The sequence below is a fragment of the Pseudomonas sp. NY15372 genome, assembly GCF_048068215.1.
GTDB lineage: Bacteria > Pseudomonadota > Gammaproteobacteria > Pseudomonadales > Pseudomonadaceae > Aquipseudomonas > Aquipseudomonas guariconensis_A.
Window position 1 is genome coordinate 61609 of sequence record NZ_JBLUPY010000001.1, and the last position, 12371, is coordinate 73979.

At 65.3% G+C, this 12371-nt stretch carries 10 protein-coding genes; 2 read left to right on the forward strand and 8 right to left on the reverse strand.

Annotation, left to right across the window (positions count from 1 at the left end):
• The first annotated feature begins 137 nt into the window (after positions 1 to 137).
• A complete protein-coding gene (locus tag ACNFG0_RS00305; protein WP_416763732.1) occupies positions 138 to 581 on the forward strand; it encodes a nuclear transport factor 2 family protein in 444 nt (147 codons plus the stop codon).
• On the opposite strand, the gene ACNFG0_RS00310 is transcribed toward ACNFG0_RS00305, so the two are convergent.
• Positions 582 to 1703: a mechanosensitive ion channel family protein gene (locus ACNFG0_RS00310; RefSeq protein WP_416763733.1), complete on the reverse strand. Its 1122-nt coding sequence runs from the start codon at positions 1701 to 1703 to the stop codon at positions 582 to 584.
• A gap of 253 nt (positions 1704 to 1956) precedes the next feature.
• Positions 1957 to 3159: a Na+/H+ antiporter NhaA gene (nhaA, locus tag ACNFG0_RS00315; RefSeq protein WP_416763734.1), complete on the reverse strand. Its 1203-nt coding sequence runs from the start codon at positions 3157 to 3159 to the stop codon at positions 1957 to 1959.
• Between the two features lie 436 nt (positions 3160 to 3595).
• On the opposite strand from nhaA, the gene ACNFG0_RS00320 reads away from it, so the two are divergent.
• A complete protein-coding gene (locus ACNFG0_RS00320) occupies positions 3596 to 4567 on the forward strand; it encodes a helix-turn-helix domain-containing protein (protein ID WP_328307943.1) in 972 nt (323 codons plus the stop codon).
• A gap of 115 nt (positions 4568 to 4682) precedes the next feature.
• Here ACNFG0_RS00320 and ACNFG0_RS00325 read toward each other — a convergent pair whose 3' ends face one another.
• The 6 genes from ACNFG0_RS00325 to ACNFG0_RS00350 form a co-directional block, all read right to left on the reverse strand.
• Positions 4683 to 6599: a tyrosine-protein phosphatase gene (locus tag ACNFG0_RS00325; protein WP_416763735.1), complete on the reverse strand. Its 1917-nt coding sequence runs from the start codon at positions 6597 to 6599 to the stop codon at positions 4683 to 4685.
• Between the two features lie 357 nt (positions 6600 to 6956).
• Complete coding sequence (locus ACNFG0_RS00330; protein WP_196156709.1) at positions 6957 to 7328, reverse strand: RidA family protein; 372 nt, start codon at positions 7326 to 7328, stop codon at positions 6957 to 6959.
• A gap of 28 nt (positions 7329 to 7356) precedes the next feature.
• The gene (locus ACNFG0_RS00335) at positions 7357 to 8049 is read right to left on the reverse strand and encodes a DUF3726 domain-containing protein (RefSeq protein WP_416763736.1); all 693 of its coding nucleotides are present in this window, start codon (positions 8047 to 8049) and stop codon (positions 7357 to 7359) included.
• A gap of 2 nt (positions 8050 to 8051) precedes the next feature.
• Positions 8052 to 9746: a hypothetical protein gene (locus ACNFG0_RS00340; RefSeq protein ID WP_416763737.1), complete on the reverse strand. Its 1695-nt coding sequence runs from the start codon at positions 9744 to 9746 to the stop codon at positions 8052 to 8054.
• A gap of 26 nt (positions 9747 to 9772) precedes the next feature.
• Positions 9773 to 11323: a BCCT family transporter gene (locus tag ACNFG0_RS00345; protein WP_196143297.1), complete on the reverse strand. Its 1551-nt coding sequence runs from the start codon at positions 11321 to 11323 to the stop codon at positions 9773 to 9775.
• Between the two features lie 55 nt (positions 11324 to 11378).
• Positions 11379 to 12365, reverse strand: a complete 987-nt coding sequence (locus ACNFG0_RS00350) for a dipeptidase (protein WP_196143296.1) — start codon at positions 12363 to 12365, stop codon at positions 11379 to 11381.
• Positions 12366 to 12371 lie beyond the last annotated feature (6 nt).

A 12371-nucleotide genomic window follows, 5' to 3' on the forward strand; every position in this document is an offset into this window, starting at 1 on the left:
AAGCAAAACGATGTCTTGAACAGCTACGTCCGGGGCGGGCGGGCACGCTGATGGCCTAGTCCGAATGGAGGGTGCGAGGCGGTATTCGATGGACGTAGTGTCGGGTCCACAGTCACCCGTCAAGGAAGGTGAACGCAGTGGACCTGGAACAACGCATCAACCGGCTGGAAGCCCTGGAGGCGATCCGCCAGCTCAAGCATCGCTACCTGAACGCCTGCGACCTCAAGGACGTGGCGGCCATCCGCGATTGCTTCGCCTCGGGTGAAGTGCTGATCGACTATGGGCCTCTTGGCACTTTCCACGACCGGGAACCGTTCCTGGCGTTGTTCCGCGAGCTGGCGTGCGTGCCCCGGGTGATCGATCTGCACCACGCCGCCAACCCGGAAATCGACTACCAGGATGCCGACAACGCCCAGGCCCGCTGGGCCTTGCACTACCAGAACCGAGATGGCGAAACCGGGGCGACCCGCCAGTTGGGCGGGTTCTACCAGGACCGCTACCAGCGGTTCGAAGGGCAATGGCGGATCGTCGAAACGGTGTTTCGTGGCCACTTCGAAGTGGCTCGCCCAGGGATCGGCTGATCACTCCCTGGCCTTGAGGCCACCTTGGCCGCGGCCCATCTGATTCGAGGCTTCCGGCAGCGAGGTCACCTTGATCGCCCGTGCTGGCACGGCAAACTTCGCGCCGATACTGGCGAACTGCTCCAGCAACTGGAAATTGATCGCCTGCTGGATGTCCATGTACAGGTTGTACCCCGGGTCGAGCACGATGTAGACGCATTCGAATTCCAGCGACTCCTTGCCGAAACCGCGCAAGTGAGCACGGTCGAAGCGCACCTTGTCCTGGCTCTGGATCACTTGCGCAACGATGCCCGGCGCCTTCTTCACCGCTTCGGTAGGGGTGTCGTAGGAGAGACCGAACTCGAAGACGATGCGCCGCTCTTGCAGGCGCTTGTAGTTCTGGATGGTGCTGCTGATCATGCCGGCGTTGGCCATGACGATCTGCTCGCCGCCGAGGCTGCGAATGCGTGTGGTCTTCAGGCCAATGTGCTCCACTGTCCCGGCCAGCGGGCCGATGACGATGAAGTCGCCCACCTCGAACGGCTTGTCCACGGCGATGGAGAGTGAGGCGAACAGGTCGCCGAGAATGTTCTGTACCGCCAGCGCTACGGCGATGCCGCCCACGCCCAGGCTGGCGACGAAAGCGGTGATGTTCACCCCGAGGTTGGAGAGCATGGCCAACAGCACCATCGACCAGAGCAGCACCCTGGCGCCCCAGGCAGACAGCGTGGCCAGGGCGCTGCCCTGATAGAGACCTGCGCTGCTGTGCCGGGCGAAGTAGCGGGACAGGCCAAGGGCGATGGCGCGGTTGGCCCACAGGCCGATCTGCAGCGCGGCCACCACGAACCATAGGCTGCTGACCCGGCCCAGCCAGCGGTCCGGCAGGTCCAGCACGCTCAGGCCGATGAGCAGCGCGGCGAGGAACAACAGGAAATTGCTGGTGCCTTCGAGCACCTTGGCCAGCACCTGGGCAAAGTGGCCGTCATGGGCCGACCAACCCTGCACCCTGCGCTTGACGAAGCTGATGGCCCAGCGGGCGACCAGGAAGGTGACGAGGCTGACTGCCAGGGCCAGCAACCAATTAAGGACAGAGATGCCGAAGATGGTCGTGTTCGTCAGCGGGTCCAACAAGCGTTCGTTCATCGTCGATTACCCCTCCAAGGCTATGATGCGCACATGGTCGTTAGAAGGGCGTGGGCTGCGGGGGTTGGGCTGGGCTGGCGGGAAGCTCGACGAATGGTCGCGAATCGATCGAGGGCTGTGCGGGCCGACAGCCTGGCGCTGTTCGTGCCGCCTCGATCGCCGGCACGCCGGCTCCCATCGGTATCGCGCGGGTGTTGCAGACACCGCTGAACCTATGGGAGCCGGCTGGCCGGCGATGGGGTCACGAGGCCTGTCAGGCCTCGCGCTTGGGCGCAAAGCGCAGGATGGCGCAGGCGATCAGCGCCGACAGCAGCGAGCCGAGGAGGATGCCGATCTTCGCTTCATCGATGCGCTCCGGCTGCCCCGGGAAGGCCAGCTCGCCAATGAACAGGCTCATGGTGAAACCAATGCCGCAGAGCATGGCCACGCCATAGATCTGCAGCCAGCTTGCACCACGCGGCTTGGCCGCCAGGCCTGTCTTGACCGCCAGCAGCACCCCGGCGAACACTCCCAGTTGCTTGCCCAGCAGCAGGCCCAGGGCAATGCTCAGCGGCAGCGGGGCGAGTACGTCGCTCCAGCTCAGGTGGCTGAAGGACACCCCGGCGTTGGTGAAGCCGAAGGCTGGCACGATCAGGAAGCCGACCCACGGCGCCAGGCCGTGCTCGAGCTTGAGCAACGGGCTGGCGTTTTCACCTTTGCCGGCACCGGCGCTGTAGGGAATCAACAGCGCGCCGACCACGCCGGCGATGGTGGCGTGCACGCCGGACAGCAGGGTCACGTACCACAGCGCGGCGATACCCAGCAGGTAGGGCCACAGCGACACCACGCGCAGGCGGTTGAACGCCAGCAGCACGACGACGATCCCGGCCGCCGCCGCCAGAGCGAGCAGGTTGATCGACGAGGTGTAGAACAACGCGATGATCGCCACTGCGCCCATGTCGTCGATGATCGCCACCGAGACCAGCATCACTTTCAACGACAGCGGCGCATGCCGCCCCAGCAGTGCCAGGGCTCCAACGGCGAAGGCGATATCGGTGGCCGCGGGGATCGCCCAGCCACTGGCAAGCCCAGGTTCGCCGCGCGAGAACGCCAGGTAGATCAGCGCCGGCACGGCCATGCCCATCAGTGCCGGCAGGGCCGGCAGACGCCGTTGCTCCCAGGTGGCGAGGCGGCCGTCGACCAGTTCGCGCTTGATTTCCAGACCCACCAACAGGAAGAACACCGCCATCAGGCCGTCGTTGATCCACAGGTGCACGGTCATCGGCCCGAGCTTGTCGCTGAGCGTCGGCCCCACAGGCAGGTGCAGCAGGTGTTGATAGGCCTCAGCCCAGGGGCTGTTGGCGATTACGATGGCCAGGGCGGCGGTGAACATCAACAGCACACCGCCCGCGGCTTCGCTGGCCAGCAGGCGGCGCAGCACCGATTGCGAGGTGAGAGTGGGAAGGGGTGCATTCATCAAGGAGTCCTCGTTCATGGCGTCGCCTGCGCAAAAGCAGCGGTGCGTCGGAACGTGGACACAGCGAAACGATGGCGCCGGATGAACCGGACCACTGCAGCGAAAGGCGAGAAGAAGGGAAGGGTGTGGCGCATGGACGTGCCGGCCGCAAAAAAACGGAACGGCAAATACCAGGAATGTACGGAGGCTGCATGCAACATGGACGGACTCTCGGAAAACAAATGAATGTTCTCCGTATTCGGGAAGGCTCCCGGGCGCACGCAGCACACGCCAGGCAGCAATTCTACGGAGATGGGTGGCAGTTCGCCTGCGAAGTTTGCATCAAAATGTTGCCACTGCCGGATGGGCGGGGCCGCGCAGGGGTCATGCCGCTGTCATGCACCCTTGGTAAGGTCCAGGCGCTTTTGCGTCCAACAACAAAAAGGTGGCCCTGAAGGTGAATACCGGCACGCTCCGCAAACAGATCATCCTCCGCTCCCAGGACATGCACAGCGAGGCCTTCGGCGCACTGTTCTCGCGTATGTTCGACAACCTCTATGCCGACTCGCTGGTGCTGTCGGACGACCTGCTCATCGGCGGTGTCTACGGTCGCCATGGAGGCGTCAGCTTTCGCCGCATGCAGTACCAGGGCGATTGTTGCGTCACCTTCACCGACCCGCAGGACGAAATCACTTTCGTGCTGCCCAGCGCGGGAAAGGTGGTGTTCGGTCTCCAGAATGAAACCATCGGGCTGCCGGGCATGGGCCTGGCCATCGAGAAAAGGGCGTTGCGTACCTTGCGTTTCATCGACGGCCATGCCCAGTGCGGCATGTCGATCCGACGAAGTTTGATCACCGAGCGCCTGGCGGTGTTGCTGGGCAAGCCAGTGTTGCAGCCGATCCGCTTCGAGCCGCTGGTGGAGCTGGAGATGGCCGCCTGCCAAGGCATTCGCGCCCTGCTCGAACTGGCCACCGGCAACGAGTTCGATCAACTGATCCATGCCGGTGCGTTGATGCCGGTGCGTTTGCAGGAAATGCTGGTCGACGCGGTGCTCGAGGCCTGGCCGCACAACCACAGCCAAGCCTTGCGCCGGCCTCTGCCGCAGATCGCGCCGCGGCACGTGAAGTTGGCCATGGACTGCATTCGCGCCAACCCGTCGAGCGCGACCCGCGGCACGGAATTGGCGGCCCTGGCCAACGTCAGCTTGCGTGCGTTGCAGCAGGGGTTTCGCAGGTTCCTGGGGTGTTCGATCGTGGACTACCAGCGGCAGGTGCGCCTGGAGCGGGCGTATGAGTCATTGCTGCATGGGGAGCCGGTTTCGGTTTCCGAGGTGGCATTGCGTCATGGCTTCAGCAATGCCGGGCGGTTCGCGCAGTATTTCCAGCAGGCCTATGGCGTGAGCCCGGCGCAAGTTCGGCGCAGAGGGTAGGCAGTTGGGGCGCTGAGCGCCCCTTTCGTGGCACAAGGCCGCTCCTACGGGTCGTGTACACCCGTTATGGGAGCGCCCCTTGCGCCGCGATGGGCTGCGCAGCAGCCCCACACATTCAAAATGCGTAACTGGCCTTCAGGCTCCCGCTTACCCCATGGCTGTCACTGCCACCGCCAGCTGCCACTTCACCTCCCACGCTGAACGCCCCGAGGGTGGCCATCGCACTGACCCCGGCGCTGAACAGGTCGCGGTTGTCGTACGCGGCGCGCTGTTCGATATCCAGCCCGAGTAGGTGGCCTTCGCTGTCGACCTGGTGATCGCCCAGCACATGCTCGTATCCCAGCGTGAACCCCGGCATCAACTGCCAGCCGCCGCTCAGCTCGAGCGGCGCCAGGGTACCCTGGAGGTTGGCCACCGCGCTGCGCCGGGTTTCCTGGAGGCTGTCCACCTCCAGCGCCAGCTCGCTGCCTTTCTCCGTGAAGCCGGAGCGGTCCACGTGGCTGACCCGCACGCCAAGGCTTGGCTCCAGCATCAGAGTGCCCGCCTGCATCCGATAGCCCAGCGCCAGGCCGGCCCCGGTCAGGTTGCCATGGCTGTCGCCCTTGGCCTGGCCCAGGCCGTTGCCCAGGTCGCGCTTGCTCTGGTAGTCGAACCAGCCGGCATGGGCATCGGCCTCGATGAACAGCCCGTGCTCCAGGCTGCCCGGCGCGAAGCGTGCGCCGGCGCTGAGAAAGGTCAGGTCGGTGTCTGCATCACCACCGGCGCCGCCGACGTTGCCGCGGCTGTAGCCGAAGCCTGCATGGGCGCTGAGCTGTTCGGAAAAGCGCTGTGTCAGGCCGACCATCAAGCCTTGGCTGTGCTCGTTGCTGCTGCGTGCATGGGACGAGCCGTCGGTGCCCAGGTAGCTGGCCAGGGCCGTGCTCCACAGCCGCGTCTGGCCGACCTTGAGGTCCGTGCCGCTGGCGAAGGGCGCGCTGGCCTGTTCGATCATCGTGCCCTGGCGCAGCAGGTAGCTGGCAGCATCGGCGTGTACCTGGCCACCGACGGTGGCCTCGACGCCGCCCAGGGTACCGGCATCGATGGCCGATTGCAGGTAGTAGTTGTAGGCGCTGTAGGTGCCCGACAGGCTGCTGTCCTGCAGGCCTTGCAATAGCCGCGCGCCTGCCGCGGCGTTGCCTTGCAGGCCAGCCTGGCCGGGCAGGCTGTTGAAGCGGACCATCTTGCCGCGCAAGACGTAGAGGGTTTCCTGGGACAGGCCCAGGCCTTGCTTGAGGTAGTTATCCATGCTGCCGTAGCGCGCCTTCACCTCGTCCAGCCCTGCCTGTAGGTAGCTGGCCTCCACGCCGATCAACGGCCCGTAGATTTCGGCCAGGCTCGGCGGCAGCGAATCGAGGATCGCCGCCATGCGCTCGGCGGTGTAGGCGTTGGTGGCCAGGTAGTCCTGCATGATGGTGGCGTCGTCGACACCGGCGATGCTCTGCAACAGCGCAGCGGTCCAGCCGGTGCGGTCCTTGCCGGCGGTGCAATGGAACAGCGCCGCGTCCTCGGTGCGGGCCAGCTCGTTGAACAGCACGGTGTACTGGCTGCGCATGCCGGCATCGTAGACGAAGGCTCGGTTGGTCTCCTTCATCATGGCTTCGGCTTCGGCGGCGCTGTGGAACACCATGTCGGTGATGTTGGCCCCAGAGGTGTTGTTGCCGATGATGTCGATGTTCCGGTAGGCCGCACCGGCCTGCAGGGTGTCGGGGGTGGCAGCGATCTCGCTGGGGGTGCGCAGGTCGAATACCGTGCCGATGCCGAGGCGCTCCAAGGCCGTCAGGTCCGAGGCGGTCGGGGTCACGGCATTGGAGCGATAGAACACCCCTGCGCGCAGGGTGCCGTCATGGGCGGTGCTGTAGGCGGTGGTGGTGCCGGCGATGTCGCGAAAGTTGTCCATGCCCACCAGGCGCGGGGTATCGAGCGGCTCGGCGCCATGGGCGGCGGAAATGGCGAGGGACAACAGGGACAGGGAGCAAAGGACACGTGGGTACACGGAGCTAGCCTCGTTGTTGGGTGATAGGCCAGCCACTATTAGCGTGATCGTCGACCGGTGTTAGTGCATTGATCCCGGGTGGCAACGATGAGTGCGCGATCGGTCCATGGGGTGCGTGATTTGTCTCTTCAGAGCGGGTTCGTGGGTTGTTTTTTCAGACCCCATCGCGGGACAAGCCCGCTCCCACCCGGCCTGCGCTGTTTTCAGAGACACCGCCGTACCTGTGGGAGCTGGCTTGCCAGCGATAGGACCGGGGCAAGCAACTCAAGACAGTTGGCTCCCACCAGGCCTGCGCTGTTTTCAGAGACACCGCCGTACCTGTGGGAGTGGGCTTGTCCCGCGAGAAGGCTCGCGCAGTTACAGGCAGGCGTACACCACCAACTCCACCAACATTTCCTCGCGTGCCAAGCCGGCCACCACGACCGCGGCGCGGTTGGGGTAGGGCGCCTGGAAATATTGGCTGTAGAGGCTATTGACCGTGGCCAGGTAGCTGCGGTCGGTGACGTAGATCAGCACCTGGGTCACGGCGTCCAGCGAGCTGCCCGCAGCCTCCAGGGTGTGGCGCAGGTTGTCCAGGGTTTGGCGGGTCTGGGCTTCGATGCCGCCGGCGACCACTTGGCCTTGGGCGTCGATGGGAATCTGCGCGGTATAGAGCGTGCCGTTGCCGACGACGGCCCATTCCAGCGGGGCCTTTGAGGCGAACAGGTCGGTCTTGATGGCGTATTTCATGGGTCGGTTCCTGAAAAGGTGGGCGCGGTCAGTCGGTATCGCTGCCGCCACCGGCGCCATGCCGGCGCGAGGCCTCGGTGCTTTCGACCAGGATGTGTTCGGCCAGCTGCTTGAGCCGTTGCCAGGTCTGCTCGCTGACGGTGAAGCCCTCGGTGGGCAGGGCCGGTGGAATGGCTACTGGCTCGGTGTGCCGGGCAGGCCGGTTGAACAGCACCGTGATGCACTGTTCGGGCGCGGTAGAGACGGCGTGTTCGTCGCTGTGCAGCGCAGGGCGGATGGCACCGGCGGCGAAGCTCGCCACATGTTGCTGGCGGGCATCGCCCCAGCGGGCCTGCACCTCGAGCCCCAGCTCCGCGGCCCGGCTGAGGTAGCCCAGCAGCAACAGGCGGTTGTGGCACTGATGGATGCGCAACAGCGCCTGGCCAGTGCGCAAGGCCTTGCCCAGCGCCAGCTCCACCGCAGTCGCAGCGCAGCGCAGCACGCTCTGGCCTTGGGCATTGATCACCAGCACGGCGCTGTCCTCGTAGCACAAGGCGTAGGGGCGGTCGGCCTCCCGTTGCAGGTAGTCCAGAGCTTTGGCCAGGGTGCCGAGGCCATCCAGACCTTGCAGGTGCAGCCAGCCAACCAAGTCGGCGGCATCTTCGCAATCGCCGCCGGCAAAGCCCATGCCTTCGAAGGCCTTGCGGCACATCACCTGGATTTCATTGAGCGATACACGCATGTTCACAGGCCTCCTTGCGGCATGACTGCGAAGTTCCAGTCGTCGGCAAACGGTTGGCCGATCTCGCTGACCAGCGGCGCGCCCTGGAACAGGGTGATGCGCACCCAGCGACTGGACTTGGGGTCGAATTTGCCCGCACCGAAGAACGCCAGTTTGCAGCGCAGCAGGTGAATCGGCAGCATGTCGCGGGCCAGCAGGTTGGCGCGGATCTCGCCGTAACGGGTTTGCGCCATGCCTTGCAGGCGGCGCACCGTGCCCTTGAACGCTGGCTGGGCGATCAAGAAGTGCGCGGTCAGCGCCTGGGGCTGGGTGCTCAGGTGTTCGAGCACGGCCGCGTGGCAGCGCTGGAGATTGCGCGCGATGCCCAGTTGCATTTCCTTCTCGGCACCCGGCTCCTCGGCGCGCATGCCGAGGCGAGGCTCTTCTTTTTCAGCCGAGCGATACCAGAAGAAATGCTCGGCCTCCACGTCGCCGAAGTCATAGGCCAGGGCCCACCCGTACTGCTGCTCGATCAGCTCGCGCAGCTGCACCAGGGGCATCTGCGCATCCAGCCGCCAGGCTTCGGCCACGCCCATCTGGTCGGCCAGGGGCGTGACCTGTTCGGGGTACAGCTCCAGCAGCAGGCTGACCAACAGCTCCTGGCAACCCAGGCCGCCATGGGCCTCGCTCCATGCCAGCAGGCGAGGCCAGAGGTCGCCGCTCGCCGGTTGGCGTTCGAGCCATTCGGCCAGGGCGGTAAGCTCGGTCAGGGTGCACTGGTTTTGCGCGTGCTGGCGAGGGTCGTCGGTCAAGGTTTGGGCAAGGTGCTGGTGGGCGCGCTGCAGCAGCGTGTGCAGGCGCGCCAGGTGGGCGGGTTCGGCCGCTTGCGACAGCACCTGGGCCAGTGCGGTTTCGCGCACGCTGATCCAGCGTTCCACCAGTTGCGGGTGGTTGATCAGGAAAGGCGCCATGCCCAGCCCGGTGGCGTTGCCGACGCCCAGGTAACGTTGCAGCGCCGGGGCCAGCTTCACCGCCCGTTGCGGGTCGAGCGCCTGGGCCATGTGCTCGATCTGCTCGATGCTGAAGTGGCGCAGCAGATACACGGTGAACATCTGCGCCGCGAATGGCTGGTCGAAGTCCGGGTTGCCCTGCAAACAGGCGAAGTCGGCGATGCCGAATTTGCCATTGCCGTAGACGGCGGTGGTGCGGTAGAGGTAGCCGACCTCGGCCAGCTGGCGTGGGTCTGGCTGGCTGCCTTCGGCCAGCGCGGTCAGGAAACGGTCGAAATTGCGCAGGCTGCGGTTGGCCCGCGACAGCACCAGCACTCGGGCATCGAAGCGCCCGGCCTCCTGCAGCGGTACGTTGCGTTGCAGGTCGGCCAGTTGTGCCTCGTCCACATCCCCAGCCACCAGCACGAAGGTCACGTCCCACTGGTCGGCGATCACCCGGTCGCTGCGTTTCTCCGGCGGCAGGTAGGCCGAGAACAGCACGCAATGGTAATGGGCGTTCGGTGTGTCGATGCGATAGATGGCGGTGCCGAAGCCCTCTGCATCGAGGTCGAAGCGGCTGCGCCGGACCTGCCAGTGCTGGTTCATCATCCGCCGCATGCTGCTGCGCACGAAGCTCAGCGGGCTCTGGAAGTGGCTGCCCAGCCGGGCCAGGTCCATGACCTGGCTGGCGGGGCGCAGCGTGGGCGTTGCAAGCACGGTGTTGGACATTGTCGTTGTACCTGGATGCCTCATGTTCAGACGCCTTGTTCGCGGGCCATGTGCCGGGCGATGCGTACCGCATCCCACAGCGCTGGCAGGATCACCAGCGACACCGGCACCGCGGTGATGACAATGAAGGACTGCAGGGCCGTCACGCCGCCCGCGCCGATGGTGATCAGCACCACCGCCGCCAGGCCCATGCCGATGGCCCAAAAGCCGCACAGCCATTTCTTCGGTTTGTCGGTGCTGGACATCGCCAGCGCCACGGTGAACGCCATGGCATCGCCATTGGTGGCCACCGAGATGAAACTCAGGAACAGGAACAGCGCACTGACCAGGCCGCCCAGCGGCAGGTTCTGGGTCACGCCCAGCAGCAGGTCTTCTGGCTGTGAGCCATGGGCGGTGACGATGCCGGGTGTCTGCAGCTCCAGGCCGATGCCGGCGCCGCCGACCACGGTGAACCAGAACATGGTCACCAGCGGGGCGATGATCGACAACGTCATGATGATCTCGCGAATGGTGCGGCCCCGCGAGATGCGCGCGACGTACAGCGCCACCATGGGTGCGTAGCCGATGAACCAGCCCCAGTAGAACACCGTCCACCAGTCCAGCCACTTGGGGTCGGCGCGGAACATCGTCATTGGGATGAAGTGCTCCACGTGCAGGGCGAAGGCTGCCGGGAAACCGCCGAGGATGAACAGCGTCGGGCCGAAGACCACCATGAACACGGCAAGGCCAAGCATCAGCCACACGTTGATCTCGCTGACGAAGCGGATGCCCTTGAGCCCCACCAGGCACGAGACGGTGTACATCAGCGTGACCAGGACGATGGTGATCGACTGGGTGAGAATGCCGTTGGGCACACCCCAGACGGCATGCAGGGCGCTGCTGATCTGCAGGCCGAGGAAGCCGATCGGGCCGATGGTGCCGGCCACCACAGCGACGATCGAGGCAGCGTCGGCCAGGGTGCCGATGGGGCCCTTGAGCGCCCGCTCGCCGAACAGCGGGTAGAGCAGGGTGCGCGGTGCCAGCGGCAGGCCCTTGTCGTAATGAAGATGCATCAGCACGATTGCCAGCAGGCTGCCGAGCACCGCCCAGGCCAAGAAGCCCCAGTGCACGAACGATTGTGCCAAGGCCGCGGTGGCCGCCGCTTCGCTGTGCGGCTGCAGGCCCGCGAACAGCGGTGGTGGGCTGGCAAAATGCATCAGCGGTTCGGCGGCAGCCCAGAAGGCGCCGCCACCGGCCAGCAGGGCGCACATGATCACCGCGATCCAGTTGAAGGTGCTGATGTCCGGGCGCTGGGTGACGCCACCCAGACGCACGCGTCCGCATCTGGAGAAGCCGATCGCCAGGCTGACCGCGAAGGTCGCCAGCATCAGGACCTGCCAGTACAGGCCGAAGGCTTTGGTCGACCAGGCGAACAGGGTATTGACCAACGCCGAGACGGCGTCGATGTCGATCAGCGCGGCGAGCAGGAAGGCGCCGAGGAAGCCGCCGCTGATCAAGAACAGTGGCCAGTCGATGTCGCGTGCCAGTGGCAGGCGCATGGCCTGGCCCTCAGCTTGCAGGGTGGTTGGGTTTTTCATGAAGCCTCCGGAACCTGCGATTGTTGTTATTGTTGATGCTGTCCGTGCGGTGGGCTCAGGCCTGCGCCGTGGTGGCGGTTTCCAGCAGGCGCAACCAGTTCAGGCCCATGATCCTGCGCACGTCTTCCTCGGCGAAGCCTCGGGCGCGCAAGCCCTGGGCGATGTTGGGGAAGTCGCGGCTGTCGCGGAACCATGGCAGCGGCGCGGGCCAGTTGGCGTTGTCCTTGGAGCCTTCGCCGTAGTCCTTTTCCTTGCTCCAGCGGCCGTTGCGCATCCATTCCAGTACGGCCAGTGGTTGCGCCTGGCACAGGTCGGTGCCAATGCCGATATGCTCCACGCCCATGAGGTCGGCGGTGCGCGCGACCATGTCGCAGAAGCTCTCCAGGCTGCATTCCGAGGCACCCTTGAGGTGGAAGGGGTAGGTGCTGAAGCCCAGCAGCCCGCCGGACTCGGCGATGGCACGCAGTACCGCGTCGGACTTGTTGCGCTTGGCGGCATGGAAGCTCGACGGGTTGGCGTGGGAGATGATCACCGGCCGGCTGGACAGCTCGATGGCCTCCAGGGTGCTGCGCTCGGCACTGTGGGACATGTCGATCAACATGCCAACCCGGTTCATCTCGGCGATCACCTGGCGGCCGAAGCGGCTGATGCCATTGTCTTCGCGCTCGTAGCAACCGCTGGCCAGCAGGCTCTGGTTGTTGTAGGTGAGCTGCATGACGAACACGCCCAACTGGCGGAAGACCTCCACCAGGGCGATGTCGTCCTCGATCGGCGAGCAGTTCTGGAAACCGAAGAAGATCCCCACCCGGCCTTCCTCGTGGGCCAGGCGGATGTCGCTGGCCGTGCGCACCGGGCGGATCAGTTCGGGCCAGGTTTCGAAACGGCGGTTCCATTCGCCCAGGCGCGACAGGGTTTCGCGAGCGTTCTCGTGGTAGGCGATGGTGGCGTGTACCGCGCTCAGGCCACCGGCCTGCATTTGCTGGAATATCTCCGGGCTCCAGTTGGAATACTGCAGGCCGTCGATCATCAAAAGGTCGTGCATGGCGAG